Origin of the sequence: Shewanella decolorationis (assembly GCF_004354305.1) — a bacterium.
Taxonomy (GTDB): Bacteria; Pseudomonadota; Gammaproteobacteria; order Enterobacterales; family Shewanellaceae; genus Shewanella; species Shewanella decolorationis.
In genome coordinates this window covers 2,819,261-2,841,291 of record NZ_CP037898.1, presented here as the reverse complement: position 1 = coordinate 2,841,291, position 22,031 = coordinate 2,819,261, and the positions used below count along the sequence as shown (strand labels likewise).

Genomic DNA, 22,031 nt, shown 5'->3' with positions numbered 1-22,031 from the left:
TACACCTATAAGCGCACATAGCCAACGCTGTGAAGCGTAGACACGTTAACCCGCCGTGAGGTTGCGTATCCTAAGAGTTAAACTCCCATCTTTTCAAACGTTGCCGCAGATTACACTGAGATTTGCTAAGCCGAATTCGATTGTGGACGTGACCTTCGATGATATGGATATCATCGCAGAGCCGCCATGGATGGCTTCACGGCGTGTCACGGAAGCAATTGAATTCGGCGTATCTACGACTGAACATAAACCTTTACTCTTTGTTATCTCACCAAGTTTTCCGCCAATTTAGCCTACAAACAAAAACAGCCGCAAATATTTGCGGCTGTTTTTGATTAACACTCTGGATTTAAATGAAATTTAACGCTTACGCTAAATCACTCGCTATTCAGCGACCATAGCTAATAGCGCAGGTAAGAACTCGTTATCCAAAGCAGCAATTTCGCCTTGCTCGATAAGCACTTGATTTAGGATCTCATGGCTAGTTAAAGGGTTGGCTAATACAACGCGAAACACCACTGTGGGTTGTCTAAAGTAGCGGGCGGGTTGAATGCGGGTGCGGGAGACAAAGGATTTGCCCTGTTCGCGTTGGTGTTTTTGAATAAATTGGGTTAGGCCATCGAGCAGCTCATTAAAATGAGCGAGTTTGGTCTTATCGCCTTGTTCAATCGCCACTTGCATGGCGGCCTGCACCTCCGCGGGTACATAACGATAGGTGAGCAGGCACAGCTCAGGCGCGGTAACTAGCTCAAAGTCAGGGTGTGCGTCGATTTGCTCGGCAAAATAACGGGCTTTTTCAAGACTGTTGTTGATCAGGATTTCGTAACCATCGCGACCGATAATCTGCAAGCAGGCATGCACTAACATCGCCATGCCGGGGCGTGAGCCTTCGAGCGTTTGGCTGCCTAAATCCTTAGAGCCTCGGCGCAAAATATATTCGGCGTGGTGGGCAATGGCATGGGCAAACTCAGGGTTTTTAAATAGCACCATGCCCGCGCCCATGGGGACATACATTTGCTTATGGGCATCGATGGTGACTGAGTCTGCGAGTTCAATACCATCGAGTAAGTGACGGTATTTATTGGATAATAAGCTTGCGCCGCCCCAAGCCGCATCCACATGGAAGTGGCAGTTTAGCTCACTTGCTAATGCCGCAAGTTCGCGCAGTGGGTCGATATTGCCTGTCTCAGTAGTGCCAGCCACACCCACAATCGCCATGACTTTAATGCGTTTATTCGCTAGTTCCGCGGCAACTTCGCGCATTTTTGCTACATCGACTTTGTTATTGCCATCGGTTGGGATGCTGATGATATTGTCGCGACCGATACCGAGTAGATCGACGGCCTTACCTAAGGAGTAGTGGCCGCGCTCGGAGACCAGAATCGCTAAATCATCGAAGCCATAGTGGCGCAGCGCCTTAATTAAACCTTCGCGGGTCACGCCTTTAAAGTCGCCATCGGCCTTGAGTAATTGGTTGCGGGCAATCCACAGGGCGGTGATGTTAGCCACTGTGCCGCCGGAGCAAAATGCGCCAAGGGAATGGTTGGCGCTGTGCATCCAATTACGATAAAAATCATCATTTTGAGCGTAAACCAAATGGTGCATCATGCCGAGCACTTGACGCTCAAGCGGCGTAAAAGCCTTGGAGGTTTCAATTTTGACCAAGTTTTGATTCAGCCCCACCATCATTTTCGACAGTGGTAACACGAAATAGGGCAGTGCCGAGGTCATATGGCCGATAAAACTGGGCGCAGCTGTATGCACCGAATGCGCCACCAGGTTTTGCATAATTTCGTCGGTGTAGTCGGAGACAAAACGCGGCTGGCTTGGAATTTCAAAGGCTTGAAAATCGGTTTCGATTTCGGAGAGCGGCTTTTCCAGCGCGGCAATGCTGTCACCCAAAAAGCCGGCTAAGTCCTCGGAAAGCTTCTGCTCGATAATGCTTAAGGTGGATTCCGCATCTTCGGGCACAGTGAAAATTCGCATCAAACTGTCTTCGGATGCGATGGCTTGGCGAGGGAGTTTTTGGGTCATGGGGCTTGCCGTCTATTAATTCTTAGAGTGAAACCGCAAAGGTGATTAAGAGTATAACCAAATACATGGCGCTTAAACCCGTTTACGGATTACCAAAAAGGGAGCTCACTTTACTGCAAGGCCTTTTAGGCATCAAGCACTAAAACACCACTTGAGTTAGTGCTTGGGTTACAGAATAAACAAAGGCGCTATGAATAGCGCCTTAGGTGTATGTCGTTAGCTATCACAACACTAAGGTAAAGTTAACGCTGGCCCAGCATCAAGACCGCGGCAATATTGCGGGCGGTATTGGTCAGATTTGTTTTGGCATTCGCCAGTACATCGTCCAGTGGACTTAAGTGTGGAATGATGGGGAAAATCGCCGCCATGCCTTCCTCTAGCACGGCATTAGCATTGTCGCCAAGGCAACCCGCAATCCCGATAGTCGGAATATTTTGCAGCTGCGCTTGCTTTAAGACGCCCATCGGGGTTTTGCCAAATATGGTCTGGCCATCGATTCGGCCTTCGCCTGTGATAACAAGATCTGCGCCGCGAATTTTGTCTGCCAATCCCACCGTTTGCATCACAATCTCGACACCGGGTTTAAGCTCTGCGCCTAAAAAAGCCATTACGCCGAGCCCCATACCACCCGCCGCGCCCGCGCCAGCCTGGTTGCGGTGATCGGTGACGCCGCTTTGGGCTATCACATCGGCATAGTGGCTTAGTGCTGCGTCTAAAATGCTCACCATCTCGGGCGTTGCGCCTTTTTGCGGGCCAAATATGGCCGAGGCACCACGCTCACCGCACAGGGGATTATCGACATCGCAGGCCACTTCAAAGGTACATACTTTCAGTAGCGGGTGAGCGTGGCTTATATCGATACTGGCAAGCTGAGACAGCGCCGCGCCACCCGCACTTAAGGTTTTACCTTGTTTATCCAGCAGTAAAATATCCAGCGCTTGGGCCATACCTGCGCCGCCATCATTAGTCGCACTGCCGCCTAAGCCTAAAATAATGTGTTTTATCCCGCGATTGAGCGCATCACAAATCAGCTCGCCCGTACCATAACTGGTGGTAAGCAGCGGGTTACGCTTGTCCCTTGGTACATGGTGTAAACCCGAGGCGGAGGCCATTTCAATCACAGCAATCGTACCTTGGGCTTGCTGGCCTAAAATACCGTAATGGGCGTTGACTTTATGGCCGAGTGGCCCCATGACCTCTAAATTGACAATGCTGCCGCCAGTGGCATCGACCATAGATTGCACTGTGCCTTCGCCGCCATCGGCGACGGGGATTTTGACAATCTCACAGTCTGGGATCACTTGTGTTAAGCCTTGTTCGATCGCATTAGCTACATCGAGTGCGCTTAAGCTTTCTTTAAAGGAATCGGGGGCGATAACTATCTTCATTCAAAATCCTACAGCTTTTTGGGCGCACGGATGCGCCCAAGGATGAGAAAAGTGCGGCTTAGAGCAGCACTAAGCTTAGTACATACACGGCCAGCATGGAGGTGACGCCTTGGATAAGGGTCGCCATGGTTTGGGCTTTATAGGCTTGTTTAACGCTCATGCGGCTAAATTGAGTCACCACCCAAAAGAAACTGTCGTTGGCGTGGGAGACTGTCATGGCGCCGGCACCAATGGCCATTACGGTTAACACACGGCCCATATCGCTACCAAGACCAATATCGCCCAGCATAGGCGCGACTAGAGCTGAGGTTGCGACGAGTGCGACCGTTGATGAACCTTGAGCCGATTTCAGCGCGGCGGCGACGATAAAGGGCATAAAGATCCCCACTCCTAGCGCCGACAGTGAGCTGCCGAGGAAGTCACCAATAGGTGTGGCTTTTAATACAGCACCAAAGGCACCACCGGCACCGGTGATCAAAATAATCGGTGCTGCGGCAACGAGGCCTTGGCTGATTCGCTCACTAAACTCGGCAATCTTGTTAGCGCTTTTTAGTAACAGCAGTGACAGGAACAGACCGATAAGTAGGGCGTTAACGGGTTGGCCAAGGAAAACCAACAGGCTGAATAGGCCTTCTTTGCCCAGTGGCGCAGAAGGGAAGTTAGCGATAGAACCTAAGCAAATTAATAGGATAGGCACAAAAATCGGTGCAAATGCCTTTAATGGGCTAGGGAGTGTGCCATAGCTTTGCTTTAAGGCTTCAAAATCGGCAGCTTGAGCTTTGAGTTCTTCCGCGCCTTCACCATCGGGTTCAACACTGGCAAAACGGTTCGCCCATAGCATGCCCGCAAGTGAGGCAACGGCAGCAACAAATAAACCAACACCAATCACTAAGCCTAAGTTGGACTCTAACCCTAAGTTACCCGCCGCGGCGATAGGGCCTGGCGTGGGCGGCACGAAGGTGTGAGTGGCATAAAGACCTGTGGCTAATGCCACACTCATGGACACGCTCGAAACCTTCATGCGGTTGGCCATGGATTGTTTAAGCGAGTTTAAGATCACAAAACCCGAGTCACAAAACACCGGAATCGACACTAAATAACCGATGATGGACATAGTAAGTGTGGGGAAGCGTTTACCCAAGACTTTAATCACCACATCAGCCATGGTAATGGCGGCGCCACTTTTTTCGAGAATGATGCCGATAATGGTCCCGAGCACGATTACAAGGCCGATATAACCTAGGATATTACCAAAGCCTGTGGTGATGGTTTTGGCAATATCGCCACTCGGTAAACCGTAGGCGAAGGCGGCGATAAAGGCGGCCAGAATTAAGGTTAAAAACGGATGGAGCTTAAATTTTGAGGTCGCGATAACAATAAATGCAATCACGCCGATGAGGATGAGCACTAAGTTCATAGGTTGTCCCGTTCAGTCTTGGCTGAAGTTCTTAAGTGGTTTTGGCTGTTTTTGTAGGGCGCAGTCTTTATTTAACCCCAAGTCAAATAAAGGTTGCTTTAAGGTCAGCCTATTATTGAACACTGTAAACTGAATAGCTTTGGGTAAATCGACGGAATTACAGGCGGAATTGGCCATTATTTTGTGCGTGTGCACAAAATAATGACCGTGAATTCGAATGTAATGCTAAGAATATTGTTTTGCTAATGCGAACCGCACCGTGAGCCGTGCTTATTGACGACGGATAAAGGACTCGACATATGCCGCGGTGCGGGCATTGAGAATTGGGTCATCTGACGCTGCTATGCCTTTGGGCAGGAGCAGAGGGTTAAAGATGCTTTTATCGCATTGTTGCACTTGAGGATCGCTGTCGCGCTTACCATCAATCACCACTTGGCCGACGAGAATGCGCTGGCGGTTTTCGGGCCAGAGCACAGTCGGATTATTAATCTCATCGCCCTGTTCCGCTAACTGAATATACAGATCCCATTTGGCCGGTTGAGACTGAATTCGCTTGAGTAACTCGGGCTTGAGAAAGTCATCACCAAGCTGTGCCAATGCTTGCGGAGTGAGTGCTGCGGTGCCCTCTACGGGTTCAAAAATCCATTTACCCGCAATGCTGTTATTTTGCTTGTCGGTAAACAGAAAGCTGTTTACGCCAAAGTAGCGACTATTGGCAAAGCTCGGGCTCGGCGGCAATTGTTTTAGATAGTCGAAGAAGGCTTTGGCATCGGGTTTATTATCGAGCAGCCATTGTTTACCCTCGGCACCTTGTTTCACTTTAGTCTGAAAGGTAAAAAAATCATCCAGATTGCTGGCAAAGAATATCGGCACATTGGTAGTGACAAAGTTCAGGTTTTCTTTATCGCCATCAATTTTGAGTGACATAAAGCGCCCTGGGGTTTTATCGGAAAGTTTAGGATTGGTACCGCCGAGGGAAAAACGGGCGGTCACTTTAATGGGATTTTGGTTAAAAAAGGGAATGTTGAGTGAATCGTGTAATTTAGGATTGGGGGCAAAGTAACCCGAGGTACAAAACCCTTTTGTATGATTACGCAGTTTCACTTTTTTACCCGCTTCGCGACTCGCCGCATCTGGCGTGCCGTTTACAGCATCGACTAATTCGGCAATGGTTCGCTCTGCCGCGTTGGCGATTGGGGCTGCAAACATTGAGCCGACCATTAGGCAAGCGGTGGTGAATAAGCTAAGTTTGACATGAAATGGCTGCATGGGACTTCTTTCCTTAATGATTAACCGTATGGGTGACACCTTTAGGTATAGGAAAGGACAAAGCGGAAAAATCTTTCATTAATATTGCGCAATATTGCTATGAGGCTGAAAGGCTTAGGCGCAAATTCTGATTGGGCTATCCCGCGACGATTATTACTCCAACTGATAATTGGAGGTATCTATCAACTGCCCAAGATAAAGACTTAATAGCCCATGCAGGGAATGGATATCGGTGTTAGTGAGTTGCTGAATTTTATCTAATCGATATCGCAAGGTATTTCGATGAATAAATAGTGCATCTGCACATTGCTGCACATCGCCAAAGTGGGTGATATAGGCGGCTAAGGTTTTACGTAGCTGGCCGTTTTTATCGGCCTTGGCTAATTGCTGATAGGCATTTGTGAGTGCTTGGCCACGCCAATCATGCTTGAGTCCCGACAGTAGTACTTGTAACGAGTAATCTTCAAACAGGTATTTAGTCCCTTCGGGGTTAAGTTGCTTGCCGATGCTCAAGGTTTCTTGGGCGGTTTGGTAGGAGCGCGCAATACCGCCTTTCTCAGGAAAAAAATGCCCAAGGGCGATTTTAAAACTTAAATCCATTTGCGCGGGCAAACGTTGTAGCAGTTTATCGATACGTTGATTTTCAAGCTCGGGATCCCATTGTTTTCCATCCAGAAAGGCGGGTTTTAAGATCACCAATTGCGACATGGAGGTCATGGCAATCAAGTTGCCTCTGTCGGGGTTTTGCAGTAAATGCAGCACTTGCTTGAGCGTTTCGCTGACTCTGGGATTATGCTCGTCTGTGCTTTGCCCGCTCTGGACTAATGGAGAAAAGGCATCAGATTTGTGCTGGGTTGGCGTGGATTGCTTTTCGCTGACCTCAATAATGGCGGCCACTCGCGGCAGATTGATATCAATATCGAGCTGCCTGGACCAGCGGTGCAATTGCTCATCATCATCGGTTTGTGCCTTAATCAACTGCAGAATAAATTCCTCACGCTGGCGGTTTTCCCACTGCAACTTATCCTGCAAATTAGCTTGCTCGACAATCATCTCAGCGGTCATTTTTAGCAGCTCACCGTAGTGGGTTAACTCGGCCGGATCGCCTGTAATCCCAATCACCCCAATGATTTGTCCTTGATAATGCAAGGGTAAATTAATGCCGGGTTTGACGCCATGTAAACCAGAGGCGACTTCTTCGCTCAGTTCTACATTACGATTTTGTGCTATGGCTAACAATGCGCCTTCGTGGACTGAACCCATTCGTTTGGGATCGCCTGATCCTAAAATCACCCCTTGACCATTCATCACATTGATATTGTGTCCGATGATTTTCATCGTACGACTTACAATTTGCTTGGCGATGGCAGAATCGAGCAGATACATGGTCTGTGCCTATTTCAATTAAGAATTTAATAATGCCGCGATACGTGATCTTATCTTAGGAATAAGTACTCGTTCAAATTCGGGATGTTGTTTTAGCCAAAGGTTATTTCTAGGGCTAGGGTGGGGTAACACGATCACATTGGGCCAATAATGCTGCCATTGTTCACACGCTTGGGTGACAGTCATTTTTGAGTGTAGATGGTATTCAATCGCATATTGGCCAAGGACGAGCACTAACTCTATCTGTGGCATCAAGGCGAGTAACTTTTCATGCCAGGTTGCAGCGCACTCGGGGCGGGGCGGTTTATCGCCCTGCTTTTTACCGTTGCGCTCAATGGTTCCCGGAAAGCAAAATCCCATCGGCACTATGGCAAACCGCGCTGGGTCATAAAATTGCTCCCGACTGACATTTAGCCACGCCCTAAGCCGCTCACCGCTAGCATCGTCGAAGGGAATGCCCTTATGGTGAGTTTTTACGCCGGGGGCTTGGCCAGCGATTAAGATCCGTGCTTGGCTACTGGCTTGCAAGATAGGTTTAGGCGGCAAGGGCAACTCGGCCTGACACTGTTGGCAAGCACGGATTTGCTGGAGCAGTTCACTTAGCTCTGTGGAGCAATTTGGCTCGATAGCTGGGCGTGAAGTGTCTGTCATCATCAAGCCCCAAATTTGCTTAATAAATGAAAGAGCCAGTAGCCAAAAAGCGCATAGGACGCAGCTAATATAAGATAACTCAATGTTTTGGCGATGAGTTTTTGGGCTTCTGTGTTGGGGCGTGAGGCTATAGCAATATGCGCAAGAATCATCGCAAATAGTGCGCAGGGCGGCACTAGATAACTGATACCTAACACGAGTATGGCGCCAAGATTCAGTAACCAGTTAGCATGTTGGTTACTGGGCTGGTTAAGTTGACGCAACTGCAGCGGCAATAAAATCAATCCTACTCCCACAATGATCATGCCGAGATTGAGGGCAAAGTCGCTCCAAGAGCGGTGATCATAAAGAGTTAAGGCAAAGGCGAGTAGAGGTACTATGAGTGCGCTCAGCACGTGGCGTTTAGCAAAGATGGGATTACGATACTGACCTGCAAAAAAGAACAACCCTTGCATTAAGCTATTGAGCAAGGTAAATCCGCCAAGACCTACGATGATAAATAAGCTTGCCGAGCCACCGCTTGAATCAAATGCTAAGGCAGGGGTAGAGAGCAAACTTAAGCCGACAAAGGCAGGCAGAGGCGATAAACGCCAAGAAGTGAAGAACGACATCAAATATCCACTGAAAATTAACGGGCTGAATTAACATCCGCTAAAGTGCTTGTGAACTCAAGGAATACCTTATTTTGAGTGCGAGTTTTGCTCCAGAGTCTGATCTTATTCAAGATTTTTGCTTTTGGAATAGCCAGAACTTGCATTCAAAGCGCGGTAAGTTTTTGTTGGCAATAAAAAAGCCCGCAGTGCGGGCTTTTGACTATCAATAAACGCAGATTAGAGCTTGTAACTCATGCTCAGCATCAGCATTTGTGCGGTGTAGTCATGGCTATTAGTACCAAAACCTACGACGTTCCAAATGCCATCAACGGCGATATCGTTGGCGGCGTCATTGTCCTTATAGTTCTCAATTTTGTAATCGAAGCGCAGCGCGAGTTTCTCGGTGGCTTGATATTGAGCGTATAAGTTAATGTTGTGCACTTTGGCAAAATAATCACCATAGTCGCCAGTGATACCTTGTCTGACTTGAGTGTTGCTGTCGGAGTTGGAATAGGTGTAGTCCAGTCCTAGGCGTAACTTGTTCTCCAGCAGATTGTTGTAGCTAATACCTGCACCGACCACATCGACCTTGTCTTCAATAAAGCCAGTCCAGGTTGGGGTGCTGTAATTGCTGCTACCCGCTTGTTCAGACTCAATGGTTTGATAGTTGTAGAAGGCGGTTGCCAGTAAGTCAGCGGTGATCATATAGCTGATATTGGCATCATAACTGGTGTCTTTTGACTCAGTTAAGCCAATCACAGTATCGGTATAATCATCCAGCGCATAACGGGCACCGACATCGATAGTCAGGCTTTCGAGCGGCGTATGGGTGATCCGCGCTTCGACTTGGGTTCTGTCACGGTCAGCCAGATTGTACTTACGTAATAGGCTGTTGGTTTCAGAAGAGGTCCATTCAGACGCTTGGTATTGTGAGCCGTCACGGTTACCGTAACTGCCTTTTACCCACATGTCCCAGGTATCGAAGCTGTTGACACGTAAACGGGCCCAAACGGTATTTTCATCCGTGGTTTCACGGTCTTGATAATCACGTTGGTCGCGTTTGAAGTCATAACCACCATCGAGTTTAATATCGCGGGTAATGCGATAATCAGCAGCAACTTTAAAGCGTTGCGTACGATTATCGTAAGGGGTGTTATAAGCCACCTTACCGTTGACATTATTGATGCTGATCTGAGTCCATTCTTCCACTTGGGTATTATTGTCACGATCGTAATAATCGTAACTACCTGTTAAGCGAAGGTCTTTGCTGACTTTGCTAACGACTTTTAGGTTCATACCCAGTAGGTCGACTTTGGCATCAACAGCATCAGTATTAAGCTGATTTGCATAACGGTAGTTATCCGTCACCAATGCCTGATCTTGGCTCATTTGTCCGGTTAAAATACGGCCAGACAGTGAGTTACTGCCGTCGTTATACTGACCCATCAGCGACACTGTGTGTGCCTGATTATCGGGATCGAGTGCCATCGTACCTTGGGTTTGGGCACCAAAGGTGGGGTTGAAGGCACTGTCAAAGTTCAGCTGGTTGTATTCATTTTTGAAAATCGAACCATTGTAACTGAGCGCAGTGAACCAACGATCACCCTTGAGTTTCACGCCTGCTTCTATGGTGTCAGTGGTGTAATCCACGGGTTCTGCCAACATCATAGATTGGTTGAAGAAGCTACCAGAGGCTTGTTTTAAGCCGGTTTTTTCTTCACGCATGTAGTTAACATAGGTGCTCCACAGGGATTCGCCTTGATATTCGAACCCTAAGCCTGTGCGCTCACGTTTCAGTGATAACTCAAGGCTGTTCAGGCTGTCCATCAACAGTGGCATTTGGCTGCTCGAACCTGCGGTGACCCAGTTATCGGGCAAGGTCAGGTTATTGCCGCCGATACCAGAATAGGGCGAGAGGGCACTATTGCTGTCGTAGGTGGCAATTTGGCGATAGTTAACATTGACGTTGTACTGACCTTGTTTGCCAGCATTCACATCCAAACGACCGCCATCCATACCGAGTTGATAAGCTTCAACATTGGCACGGTAACCCTTTTCACCTTTAAAGCGTAAATCGGCATCAAATTTGCCAGCTACTTCATTGGATGTCCCAAAGGCATTGGCTGAGCGAATATCCTCTTCGCTGTTATAACCTACACCAACACCCACAGTGCCAGATGTGCCAGTTTCAACCACGCAGCCTTTACAGCTCCATGCTGAGAGTTTCACTTTGTCAGTATTGGCATTGGCGAGGCCATAACCATCGGCAGCGACGGCGAAACCTGTGTTGGCTAATAACGCTAGAGTGATCAAATTGAGTTTGAATTTCATCTTCTCGTCTCCTTAGCGCTGTAATAGCTTGCCAGATGGATGGTTAGAACCATGAACCTGACTATGGCAATTTAAGCAGCTTCTTCCACCCGTAAAGGCGTTGTCACCGACATTTGAACCTAAACCAGTGTTACCTAAGTAGGCGTTGCTGGCGTGGCCATCGCTAGCGTGACATTGCTGACATAACTGCGGCGCACGGGTTTTCAGCATGGCATCATTCACACTACCGTGAGGATTGTGGCAAGTAACACAACTCTCAGTGACGGGTGCATGCTCCCAGAGTTTTGGGCCGCGTTTCTCGGCGTGACAGGCATAACAGGTTTCGTTAATGCTTGGCTTGTTCAAGTCGGAATCTGTCATGCTCCCATGGGGATTGTGACAGTCGCTACAGGTCATTTGTGCCCATTTGAGTGGGTGACTTGAGCGTTTGTTCATATCCGCTTTTTGCTTAGTGTGGCAGCTTGTACAGACGTCCATCTCAGTGTTTTTAGATAACACTGGGTCTTTCGCGACGTGTACTTGGTGGCACGAGGCACAAGCAACATCGGCGTTGTCATGGTGACCGCCATTCCAAGACATACGCTTATCGTCTTGGTGACAGCTCATACATACGCTGTTTTGCTTGTCGGCACTTAAGGTCGATTGCTTACCAAAAGTGATCATCGGCTCGTTGCCGCCCTTGTTGTGTTGACCCATTGGTCCGTGGCAAGCCTCACATTGTAGGCCAGCCATTGGGCTCTTAGTGGAGTCAATGGCGCCGTGGACACCTTTGAAAAGGTCCATGACTTTTTCGGATTTTTTATGGCACATCAAGCAAGAGTCGGCGCCTTTGGGTGAGTAGTTGCCTTCGGCAAACTTCTTATCTAAGGTCGCTTCGACTTGCTCAGGCGTCATTTTTTCATCCCACTTGGAGGCGTGAGCGCTCGGTGCGATGGCAAATGCCATGACCGCAGACATCATCAATGCCGGCAGCAGGTTTTTCATTTTGTGGTTGTTCTTCATAATAGGCTTCCCAATTTGTCCCAACAAAATTCAAGAAAGGGGGAGCGAACTCCCCCTGCTTGGGCAAATTACATTTTCACTTGAGTGTGATCTGCAACTGTTGGGGTATGGCAGTAGAAACAGGTTTCTGACTGTGCCGCTTGGTTGGCTTGAACATAATCACCGTTCACAATCGCGCCCATATTTTCTAAGCCGTGGCCAATTGATTCTGGCGCGTGGCATGAAGTACAAGTTGCTGTGATTGGCGTGGTGTATTTACCAGCAGAAGTGGCCAGTGCACCCTTCACTTTGAATGCGTCTAAGTTGAAGTCGTTGTGGCACTGAGTACATTCTTTGATAACGCCTTGCTCACCGTGAACCACGTGCAGTTTCATTTCGAAACCACCTTTGTTTGCACCGCTTGCATAGGTACCATCTGGGGTATGACAGGCCACACAGGCATCCACACCGACAATTGGCTTACCGCTTGCGTCTTTAGCATGTGAAACTTGTTCAGTCATCACAAAGCCTGAGTGGTGACCTTTGTGTAGCTCGAAAGTATCACTGTGACAGTTTTGACAAGTGCTGAAGTTCACTGAGTTCACATGGCGCATGCTGGGTGCATTGCCTGATTTAGTACCGAAGACTAAGTCAGCTTTCATGCTGGTGGTTGTGCTATCTGCAGTACAAGCCGTCAGCGTGGTACCAGTGTTACACATTTCCAGACCGATAAAGGTAAAGGCGGTGTCAGTATCACCCGCTCCAAATGGCAGTGCAGGGGTGGTGAATACCAGTTTACCGTCAACTAAGGTCACACCATCTTGCAGTGCACCATCTTTAACGAGGTCTTTGGCTACCTTAGCAGCACCGCTACCTGGGCTCTTGTTGTAGCCCATGATCGGGAAGTTAGGACCGACGTTAGTGATCGTTTCTAAACGTTTGATCTTATCTTGTACGCTGGCTGCATCGATGGCATTACCGTCTTTATCTAAGATAGATACGGTTAATACCGCAGTATTGTCTTCTTGACCCGCGAGTGTGGCAGACATACCTAACTGAGCCATAACCGCTTTCTTCTCAGCGGTTTTACCTGTATGTAACTCGGCAGTCCAATTGCTGTTGTGGCAAGCGATACAGTTAGAGTTATCTAACTGCTGAGAGTGGCCCTTGCCTGCGGCAAAATCAACGGCTGTATGGCAGCTACCACAGGTGGCGGCAGTTGGGATACGTGACCAGTTGCCCCAATCAGGTGCGGCTTCGGTTTCAACGTGACAGCTTTGGCAGCTTTCTAACGAACCTAAGGTGAGGTCTTTATGTTTAGCGTGGACTAACACGTTAAATTCTTTACCTACTCCCACTTTACCTGATGTATGGCAAGTCGCGCAGTAGTTAACATCTGAGTAAGCGCCGCCGTGTTTCACATTGGCTAAGTCTTGGTGACAAGCATTACAGCTTTCTGTGGCGACGACTTTACGGCTGTAACCCGGTGTTGCACCAGTGTCAGCGGTAAAATCAACATAAGCGTTGCTGTTAGGGACTTGTGTGCCGTCTGGTAATGGCGTGTTGTAAGCGCGGATCAGAACACGTTGAGCCAGTTGGTCGTTATAGGTGATCTTAGCGTTGGCAGTGAGATTCATCTTGAAGGTGTAGCTGTAGTGGCCGTTCTTCATGTCCACGAAGGTACCAGGACAAGTTGATGCCACATCGCAGGTTTCATCACCAAAGTATTGCCATTGAGAGGCATTACCAGCACCTGTTGCACCTTGAGGAATCAGCTGAGCAGCAGCAAAGCGCATTTTTTGCAGGCCCACCACAGGCAAATCATCTTCGTTAGTCACGGTGAATTCCACACTTGGGACACCGTTAGTCACAACAGATTTGTTAAAGGTAAAATTGAGTTTTTGAATAGCGGGAGCTGGCTCGCCACCTGGCTCACCGGGTTTACCATCATTACCATCGCTTCCACCACAGCCAGTTAAGGCCATAGTGACGGCACTTGCTGCTAGCAGCAGTGCGAATTTTGATTTTTGTGCGTTCATCATTTTTTTCCCTGCATAGGTTTGGCATTACTTAAGTGCTTATCTCCTGCGCCTGACAGATTCTTTGTCTGTACTTTGGTCTCGAAGGCAACCTAAGTGGATGCTGGAAATAGAATTCCCCAAGGAAAGGCTAACCTAACATGCCTCTAAAATCTTCAAGGCCTTTGCTAATGTGTGACTTGGATCTTTCTATTTCTAAAGAGGTAGTTAAACCACAGGGGAAAAATAAATTTAGATCAAAAAAACGGCGGATTGTGAGGTGGAAAATAAAAAGAGAGAGGGGTTACCTCTCTCTTTTTGTCCAGTCTCTTTAATCGCTAAAGAGGCGGTTTATTTAGTTACCGTGTGCTTCGCGTAACTGAGTTGGAGTATGGCAAGTTGCACAGCTTTCAGATGCACGGGTTTGAACATCCGCAGCACTGGTACCATTTAAGATACCGCCGTTGGCTTCAATGTGAGACTTAGCCGCATCAGACAGATACTTCTGGTGACAGCTTAAACATGCACCTGCATCTGAAGATACCCAAATATCAGCCCCACCGTTGGTGATGTCGCCATAGCGCCATACACGCTCAGGAGCACGTCCAAGAGTGATACCTTTATCAGTGTGACAGGTTGAACAATCGGTCTTGAGTACAGTACCTGATTGAACGCCCGCATACTTGAGGTAATGGCCTTCACGTTCGTGCGCTTTCCAAGCAAAGCTGGTTGGAATCTTGCCGCCTGGATAGGCCGCATCTGTCTTCAGAGTTTTATCCGATGTATGACAAGTTTGGCAGTTTACGCCGTTGTCATAGTGGTGGATTTCCTGATTGTGACAGCCTTGACACTTAGTTGGGTCAATGATTTCACGACGTGTTTTAGCTTTTGCTGCGCTATCCACACCATTGTCTTTCCAAACGAAGTGGTAAGGTGCTTCTTTCACGGGCACTTTGCGCACGTTCGGCAAACTACAATCGGTTGGAACGATTTCGGCAACACCGTAACCACCGCTGTTGAAACACACTTCTAATGTAGACCAGAGTTCAAAGGTTTTACCGTTAGCATCCGCTGGCAGGTTGAACTTAGTGCCAGTTAACGTATAGGTTTTGGTCGCTTCGTTGTAAGTGCCTTCGCTCAGTGCGATACGACGGTTGCTGTAAGAGGCGTCAGCATAGCTTGGGTAATCTTTATCAGAATCCCATGCCACAACAACGCGTGAGCTTTGGTTTACAAGTGCTTTATCGATAGCGTTGCCATCTTTATCAACGACTTGAACATCAAAGGTAATCTTACCGGTGTCATTCACACCCACATTGCTAAACTTAATGCCCATAGCTTGAGTATCAGAATAGGCTTTCAGTACATCACCATGACGTTTGGCTGCACTGCCAGTACCGCCATAAGGCTCTGTTGCATTGTGGCAAGAGGTACAGTCTGTACTGCTATGGTGAGCAGATGGTTTTTCAGTATGGCAACCAATACAAGCTTGATTGCTTAAGTCAGCTTTGAATAGGTCTGCATTGGCTGGAGCACCCGCACCTTCAACGTGACATGCAGAACAGTCCGCGGCAGGTTTCAATGGGAAGCCTACTTTGCCGTAGTCGATCACTTTACCACCGTAACCGACAATCTTATAAGGAGCAGGTACTTCTGCGCCTGTTTCATCGTAGGTATGACGTTCGCCACCTTTGTGGATAGCATGGATCATATAAGTGAATTCAATGCTATTGCCTGACTCTGGGTCGCCAGATGTTGCAGTATGGCAAGAGGCACAGTTTTCAATATCGATACGACGACCACCATGAAGCTCTAAGCTTTCTGGTTGGTGGCAGGTGTAACAGGCTTTGATAGAAACTACATTGCGAGTTTGGATGCCTTCTGTTTTACCTGTCGAAGGTTGCCAATCAAAATGCGCATTCGCAGCAAGTTGTGGCAGCTCAAGCTCCATTGTGGCGCGTTGAGTCGCGTCAGCGCTATAAGTAACGGTTAATGGCTCAGTGACATTAGCAATGTTGGTTTGATAGGTGTAACTGTAACTACCGTCACCGTGGTCAACCAAGCAAGTGTCGCATTTACTGGCTGTTTCAACGTTGGCTTGGTACTGGGTCGATGGATTGAGATTATCAACACCTGATGGAATTGTACCAGGCTCTTTTTTAGCATTGATGTAAGCTTGCCATTGATAGCCACGATCTGCAGTTTTCGCTGGATCGTCCGCTGCTTCAGTCACATGGGTGAGCTGAGCAATACCAAAGCGTAAATCGTGATCTTTTGTTAAGCCGAGTACAGCCACACCATTGGCATTTTCCAATGTAAAATCAACGGTGACCTTGCCTGCGTCAACAGTTGCATTTGTGAATTTAGCTTTTAATGTTGAGGTCGAGTTAATATTAACACCAACAACGCCTGGTTTACCGTCTTCACCGTCTTTACCGTCACTGCCACCACAGCCAGTGAGAAGAAGTGAAAGTAAACCGGCACCCAACATCGCTTTTGTTGCGGTATTGAAATTGAACCGTTTCATCATGATATTTCCCTGCAATAGTTTTAATCATCATTAAACACGTCTCAAATAGGAATAAATCTCATTAGCCGTATTTAATGTGTGGAATTAGATCCCACCTGTAAGGCTAACTAAGTCATTGGTATTTATCAGTCACTTTAAGCGGGTAATGTGATTGAGATCTGACTATTTCTTTAGGGGTAGATGACTGCATAGTATGAGTTCCTTTTATATTTGCAGTAGCAGGCCTTTTCGGCCTGCATCATAGGGTTAATTAATAGGGTGGACTTTTAATACGTCGGCAACAGCGCCTTGTCCGTGGCAGAAAGCACAGGTTTCTGTGCCTGCGGTGGCGTCGGCTTTTGTTCCCGCAAATACTGCACCTTGCTGCATCATATGGTTGTGGGTGGTATCACTTGAGTGACAGTTACTGCACACCGCGGCAATGGGACTCGTGAAGGTGCCGTTGTTTAGCGCAAGTGGTTGAACGGCAGAGTTTAAGGGCAGGGCAACCGTTGAAACTCCCGCTGCATCTTTGATATGGCATTGAGCACAATTACCGATTTTGCCTGGGTAGTTGAGGTCCTCAAAACCGGCAAATTGGCTGGTATGGATCCCATGGATTAACTGTTTAAAGTCAAAGGAGGTAATGGAGGGATTTGCCGCCGTGGCGTCGGCCTGCATATTCGGGTTGTGGCAAAGTTGGCATTGGCCCGCTAAATCGTTACGTGCGCCATGAATATTCAGTTGTTGATCGCCGTGGCAGCTAGCGCAGTTGGCATTGCTAATGACTTCGCGTCTGCCAGTGGCACTTAAGGCTGACATATCGAAGTAACTGTGGCTTGCCTTGATAACCAAAACTTCGGCAAGTTCAGTGCTGCAATCCACGAGTACTTTATCTTTGGCGCAAACTCGACCTTGAATTGCTAAGCCGCCGTGGTCGGCCTCAGTTCCCGCCGGAATAGTGAGACCCGAAATAGTATAAGTGTAAGTGCCGTTGTTGCCAGAGACTGGCGTGGACTCAGGCAGACGAATTGAGCGCGCGGAGCGGGTACTGTAATCGAAACTGGTTCCCCAGTTAGCATAGACCCTTAGGTCGCTGATAAATTTGAGCTTATCTGCGCTCTCACTGTATACAGTACCAGTTGATGGATTGCTTAGCGTCACGGCAACGGTCACTGTGCCATTGGCATCCATGCTCGCACTACTGATGCTTGGGCTAAACTGGGCTAACGCGGCCATTTGATCTTCATTGCCGTGTACGCTGGCGGTCCAATCGGCATTATGGCAGGCAACACAATTGCTATTATCTGCTTGCGCAGGGTGGCCTTGGCCCGCAGGGAAATTGATTTGGGTATGGCAGGCTCCACAAGCTTCCATAGTGGGCACCCTATGCCAGTTTTGACGCTCGGCTAAATCAGGATTATCGACGTGGCAAGTCTGGCAATTACTGATGGATTGAGGGAATCCCGTTAAGTGTTTGCTGTGGATCATTTGCGGGAAAATATCCGCAGGATTGCTGACTTTTTTACTGTTATGGCAAGTTACGCAGGTTTCAACTTGGTTGTAGCGTCCACCATGGAACGCCAAATTACTGTGGCAGCTATTACAGGTTTCAATGGTAACTAAGTTACGGGTGTAGGCTAGGGTATTACCCGAGGTTTGCCAATCGTAGTGTTGATTGGTAATGGGGAGCGCCGTGCCATCGGCTAGTGCATCGCCGCCCAGTTTGATGACGACTCGCTGGGTGGCATCGTTAAGGAATGTCACACCATTCATGCCATTAAATGCGGTACTAAAACGATAACTGTAATGGCCGTTTTTATGGTCGACAAACGTGCCAGGGCAAGAAGCGGCGCACGTTTCAGAGGTAAAATGTTGCCACTCACTGCTATTACCCGCACCTGTCGCACCCTGAGGCAGTAATTGCGCTGCAATGAAGGTGGCCGAGGGAATACCGACTACGGCTTCATCATCTTGGTTGCTCACCTGATAATCGACTTGGGCGATGCCGTCGGTCACGGCGACTTTATCGACCATGATGTTTAGGCTAGTAATCGTCATTGCGGGTGGTTTACCTGGCTCACCGGGTGAGCCATCGTTACCGTCACCGCCACCACAGGCGGTAAGCAGGGTGGTTAAGGCCAGTAACAGACTGAATTGTGTGCTAAATCTTGCAAACTTGTTCATATTTCTATCCTTGGAATACGCTGTCAGTGCTTAAGTTACATTTGGTAGCTTAAGGTCAAACCTAAGTAATGAGCATTGTAGTCGTGGCTGATGTCGCCAAAACTGAGCACATTGGGGACTGTGTCCCAAGTGGTGTTTTGGTTTTGCCAGTTTGCATCTTGATATTTCTCGAACAACCAATCGAAGCGTAACGACATACTGTCGGCCAGCTTATATTTGGCGTAGGCGTTAATATTGTGCTTGCGACTGTAATAGTCACCGTAGGGACTGTTGATACCGTAGGTGACTTCGGTGTCGCTTTGGCCGTCGGAGTAGCTGTAGTCCAAGCCCAGATCTAACCGATTATCCAACAGGTTTTGATAGGTGATACCCGCGCCAATCAGGGTCGATCTCTCTTCAGATGTGCTGTACCAATCTGGGGTTGAGAAACGATTGCTTCCAGCCTGATCGGAATCGCGCCAGTCTTGGTTGAGGTAGGCGTTGACACTCAAATTATCGCTAATCAGATACTGTGCTGAAACGTCATAGCCAAGGTAAGAGACTTGGGTGAGCCCGACCAAGGTGTGGTCATAGTCATCGTCGATGCTGTGTAAACTCGCTCCCACAGATAAGCCGATATCACTTTGATAATCTGTGTGTAGGGTGACTTTTTGACGTTTCCTGTCCGCGAGGTAGGATTTACGCAGCCAAGGGTTGCTTGGACTTTGGGTGCTGGTCACTGGATCGTATTCACTGCCATTGCGGTCTAATGCTTCCCCCTTTAACCAAGCTGACCAAGCAGGTGAATAACGGTAGCTAAGTTTGGCAAACAGCCCCGATTCGTCAACGGATTGCCTGTCTAGTTCAGAATAGATAATTTCATCACGACTATATCCTGCTTCAGCATAGGATGACGGGGTTAGGCGGTATTTACCTTTAAGGTCGAATTGTTTGCTGCGTTTATCGTAGAGGCGATTTTGTTCTGTGCCTTGATGAAAGCTGTCGGTCACGACCTGTGGGAAATCTAGTTGGGCTGTCTTGTTTTCCCTGTCTTGATAGTTATAACTGGCTTGAACACTCAAATCCTGTGTGATGCGGCCTGAATACTTAAGCACCATATCTAGGATGTCCACTTGGGCATCTAAATTATCGGTTGGCAGTACAGGGGAGGGGCCATTAATGGTCGCAGGAAGAAAAGCCTCATCCTGTGACATTTTGCTGATACCCGCGTGCATTAGGATGTTATGGCCATTTTGGCCACCACTGGCCTCGGCCGCGATCCGATAGGCCTTGTTATCTGGGTTGACGGCATTTTGGCCAAAGTAGGCCGCACCAAATGTGGGCGTATAGGCCGATTGCCATAGCAGCGCCTGATGGTCATTCTTGTATTGGCTTATCTGGCTGTTTATGCCCGCTTGCCAGCCAGCGCCGCCAAAATAGACTCTGGCATCGATTTCATCTGTGCTGTCATCGATTGGCTGCGCCAACATCACACTGTTAGTGAGAATATTTGCACTGGTCTTTTTCGCGCCGCTGCGGTTTTCATGCTGGTAGTTTACCGAGGCTTTGTAGCGGCTGCTCGATGAGATATGGCCTGCATAGTAACCGCCGAGGTTGAATCTATCCCGCGTAATGCTTAAGTCCTGCTCGATTAAACTCGATTGCAGCAACGGCATGGATTGGGTCGTTGCTCCCTCAACCCAATTATCAGGTAAGAGCATCTTATCGTTATCGGTGAGATAAGGGCTCTTTAGCTGATTGTATTGGTAATTTGCGAGCCCTTTATAACCCAATTGGATTTGATAGTGCCCGGGTTGGCCTGTGGTGAGCTTGGCTGAACCCGTATCAAATCCCAGTTTATCGGCCTCTAGCCGGGTTTGGTAACCACTCTCAGCTTGGTATTGCATATCGGCGCCCACGGCACCGACCAAGCCATCCTTATCCGTGCCAGTCCGATTACCAAAACGGCTGTCTTCACCGTCATTGTAGGCGAGCGTGGCGCTGACGTTGCCTTGGCGCCCTGTTTTGGTCTGGCATTGCTTACAGCTCCAAGCCTCACTTTTTACGCCACTGCGATTCGCTTTTTGGATTTCATATCCTTCAGCATGGGCCGTGTTGAGTACGCCACTAATCGCCCAAGCCACTAATGTGAGTGAGAAACAAGCTTTAGGAGTCGATATGTTCATTATTTGCATGATCATTCCCTTGTTATCTCTGGAGCAACTTGCCGGATGGATGGTTTGAACCATGCACTTGTCCATGGCAATTCATACAGGAATTACCCGAGGTGAAGGCGTTGGTTTGATTACCAAAGTAAGCATTACTGCTGTGGCCATCGGAGGCGTGGCACTGTTGGCATAACTGTGGCGGTTTGCTAATGAGCATGGATTCGTTGACGCTGCCGTGGGGGTTATGGCAGTTCGCGCAATTGTCGGTGACTGGCGCATGTTCCCACAATTTAGGACCGCGTTTTTCAGCGTGGCAGCTGTAACAGTTTTCGTTGACGCTCATTTGTTTCAGACTGGCATCATTTAAACTGCCATGGGGATTGTGGCAATCGCTACAGACCATTTGTTGCCATTGCAGTGGATGGGATGAGCGTTTGTGCATATCCGCTTTTTGTTGAGTGTGGCATTGGGTACAAATTGCCACTTCGTTGGCTTTGTCGCTGATAGGGTCTTTTGCTACGTGTACTTGGTGACAGCTACTGCAGGGGATATCGGCATTGTCATGGTGGTTACCTTTCCACGCGATGCGTTGGTCGTCGTTATGGCAACTCATGCAGACACTGTTTTGTTTTTGCGCGGGGACGGGGGAATGCTGGCCGAAGGTGATCATCGGCTCTTTGCCGCCCTTGTTATGATTACCGAGTGGACCGTGGCAAGCCTCACACTGTAAGTCGGCCATGGGGGAATCATTGATATTGGGATTACCATGCACGCCATCAAAAATTGCCATTACAGTGGCACTTTTCTTATGGCACATCAGGCAAGTGTCAGCCCCTTTAGCCGAGTACTTACCTTCGGCAAATTTTTTGTCCAAAGTTGCGACGACCTCCTCGGGCGGCTTGTCATCCCAAGGTGTCGCTAACGTTGAAAGGCTGAGTATCGATAACATCACAGCAAGCATAACCTGAGTTATGCTTTTGAACTTTAACCCAATATCCATGTTCATCTATTCCCGAGTGCGTTTTATTTGTTATTTTTCAAGCTTTCGACATCGCTAATTTAGCTGATTAATATTAGAACAATTAAGTGACAACTGCTTAACCTTCTTAAGGTGATTGAC

Annotated in this window: 14 protein-coding genes; all 14 read right to left on the bottom strand. The window is 48.3% G+C overall.

The annotated features are described in order from the left end of the window. Nucleotides 1-384: 384 nt before the first annotated feature. The 14 genes from panP to EYR25_RS12840 all read right to left on the bottom strand — a co-directional run bounded on the left by panP (nucleotide 385) and on the right by EYR25_RS12840 (nucleotide 21,917). Nucleotides 385-2,034, bottom strand: a complete 1,650-nt coding sequence (gene panP, locus EYR25_RS12905) for a pyridoxal-dependent aspartate 1-decarboxylase PanP (RefSeq protein ID WP_133180542.1) — start codon at nucleotides 2,032-2,034, stop codon at nucleotides 385-387. A 242-nt stretch (nucleotides 2,035-2,276) separates the two neighbouring features. Beyond that, complete coding sequence (locus EYR25_RS12900) at nucleotides 2,277-3,422, bottom strand: glycerate kinase (protein WP_133180540.1); 1,146 nt, start codon at nucleotides 3,420-3,422, stop codon at nucleotides 2,277-2,279. 58 nt (nucleotides 3,423-3,480) lie between these two features. Further along, complete coding sequence (locus tag EYR25_RS12895) at nucleotides 3,481-4,839, bottom strand: GntP family permease (RefSeq protein WP_133180538.1); 1,359 nt, start codon at nucleotides 4,837-4,839, stop codon at nucleotides 3,481-3,483. Between the two features lie 270 nt (nucleotides 4,840-5,109). Continuing rightward, nucleotides 5,110-6,108, bottom strand: coding sequence for a catalase family peroxidase (locus EYR25_RS12890; RefSeq protein WP_133180536.1), 999 nt, complete (start codon nucleotides 6,106-6,108; stop codon nucleotides 5,110-5,112). Nucleotides 6,109-6,261: 153 nt separating this feature from the next. Continuing rightward, nucleotides 6,262-7,494, bottom strand: coding sequence for a sugar diacid recognition domain-containing protein (locus tag EYR25_RS12885; protein WP_133180534.1), 1,233 nt, complete (start codon nucleotides 7,492-7,494; stop codon nucleotides 6,262-6,264). Nucleotides 7,495-7,512: 18 nt separating this feature from the next. Continuing rightward, a complete protein-coding gene (locus EYR25_RS12880) occupies nucleotides 7,513-8,148 on the bottom strand; it encodes a uracil-DNA glycosylase family protein (RefSeq protein WP_133180532.1) in 636 nt (211 codons plus the stop codon). Continuing rightward, nucleotides 8,148-8,756 carry a hypothetical protein gene (locus EYR25_RS12875; RefSeq protein ID WP_133180530.1) on the bottom strand — a complete coding sequence of 203 codons (609 nt, stop codon included), beginning with the start codon at nucleotides 8,754-8,756 and terminating at the stop codon, nucleotides 8,148-8,150. The genes EYR25_RS12880 and EYR25_RS12875 overlap by 1 nt, the downstream gene beginning before the upstream one ends. Before the next feature lie 219 nt (nucleotides 8,757-8,975). Next, nucleotides 8,976-11,069 (bottom strand): MtrB/PioB family decaheme-associated outer membrane protein, encoded by a 2,094-nt coding sequence (locus EYR25_RS12870; RefSeq protein WP_133180528.1) that lies wholly within the window; start codon nucleotides 11,067-11,069, stop codon nucleotides 8,976-8,978. Nucleotides 11,070-11,081: 12 nt separating this feature from the next. Further along, on the bottom strand, nucleotides 11,082-12,071 hold the full coding sequence (locus EYR25_RS12865) for a DmsE family decaheme c-type cytochrome (RefSeq protein ID WP_133180526.1): 990 nt from the start codon (nucleotides 12,069-12,071) through the stop codon (nucleotides 11,082-11,084). Between the two features lie 68 nt (nucleotides 12,072-12,139). Next, a complete protein-coding gene (locus EYR25_RS12860) occupies nucleotides 12,140-14,092 on the bottom strand; it encodes a multiheme c-type cytochrome (RefSeq protein WP_133180524.1) in 1,953 nt (650 codons plus the stop codon). 331 nt (nucleotides 14,093-14,423) lie between these two features. After that, nucleotides 14,424-16,598: an OmcA/MtrC family decaheme c-type cytochrome gene (locus EYR25_RS12855; RefSeq protein WP_133180522.1), complete on the bottom strand. Its 2,175-nt coding sequence runs from the start codon at nucleotides 16,596-16,598 to the stop codon at nucleotides 14,424-14,426. A gap of 246 nt (nucleotides 16,599-16,844) precedes the next feature. Beyond that, entirely contained in the window at nucleotides 16,845-18,764 is a 1,920-nt protein-coding gene (locus tag EYR25_RS12850) for an OmcA/MtrC family decaheme c-type cytochrome (protein WP_133180520.1), read from the bottom strand. A gap of 35 nt (nucleotides 18,765-18,799) precedes the next feature. Continuing rightward, entirely contained in the window at nucleotides 18,800-20,938 is a 2,139-nt protein-coding gene (locus tag EYR25_RS12845) for an MtrB/PioB family decaheme-associated outer membrane protein (RefSeq protein ID WP_133180518.1), read from the bottom strand. Nucleotides 20,939-20,951: 13 nt separating this feature from the next. Then, on the bottom strand, nucleotides 20,952-21,917 hold the full coding sequence (locus tag EYR25_RS12840) for a DmsE family decaheme c-type cytochrome (protein WP_133180516.1): 966 nt from the start codon (nucleotides 21,915-21,917) through the stop codon (nucleotides 20,952-20,954). Between the last annotated feature and the right edge of the window lie 114 nt (nucleotides 21,918-22,031).

Bases quoted from the DNA above. Each gene is read 5' to 3' on its own strand.
- panP (WP_133180542.1), bottom strand. From the start codon at position 2,034: ATGACCCAAAAACTCCCTCGCCAAGCCATCGCATCCGAAGACAGTTTG.
- EYR25_RS12900 (WP_133180540.1), bottom strand. From the start codon at position 3,422: ATGAAGATAGTTATCGCCCCCGATTCCTTTAAAGAAAGCTTAAGCGCA.
- EYR25_RS12895 (WP_133180538.1), bottom strand. From the start codon at position 4,839: ATGAACTTAGTGCTCATCCTCATCGGCGTGATTGCATTTATTGTTATC.
- EYR25_RS12890 (WP_133180536.1), bottom strand. From the start codon at position 6,108: ATGCAGCCATTTCATGTCAAACTTAGCTTATTCACCACCGCTTGCCTA.
- EYR25_RS12885 (WP_133180534.1), bottom strand. From the start codon at position 7,494: ATGTATCTGCTCGATTCTGCCATCGCCAAGCAAATTGTAAGTCGTACG.
- EYR25_RS12880 (WP_133180532.1), bottom strand. From the start codon at position 8,148: ATGATGACAGACACTTCACGCCCAGCTATCGAGCCAAATTGCTCCACA.
- EYR25_RS12875 (WP_133180530.1), bottom strand. From the start codon at position 8,756: ATGTCGTTCTTCACTTCTTGGCGTTTATCGCCTCTGCCTGCCTTTGTC.
- EYR25_RS12870 (WP_133180528.1), bottom strand. From the start codon at position 11,069: ATGAAATTCAAACTCAATTTGATCACTCTAGCGTTATTAGCCAACACA.
- EYR25_RS12865 (WP_133180526.1), bottom strand. From the start codon at position 12,071: ATGAAGAACAACCACAAAATGAAAAACCTGCTGCCGGCATTGATGATG.
- EYR25_RS12860 (WP_133180524.1), bottom strand. From the start codon at position 14,092: ATGATGAACGCACAAAAATCAAAATTCGCACTGCTGCTAGCAGCAAGT.
- EYR25_RS12855 (WP_133180522.1), bottom strand. From the start codon at position 16,598: ATGATGAAACGGTTCAATTTCAATACCGCAACAAAAGCGATGTTGGGT.
- EYR25_RS12850 (WP_133180520.1), bottom strand. From the start codon at position 18,764: ATGAACAAGTTTGCAAGATTTAGCACACAATTCAGTCTGTTACTGGCC.
- EYR25_RS12845 (WP_133180518.1), bottom strand. From the start codon at position 20,938: ATGCAAATAATGAACATATCGACTCCTAAAGCTTGTTTCTCACTCACA.
- EYR25_RS12840 (WP_133180516.1), bottom strand. From the start codon at position 21,917: ATGAACATGGATATTGGGTTAAAGTTCAAAAGCATAACTCAGGTTATG.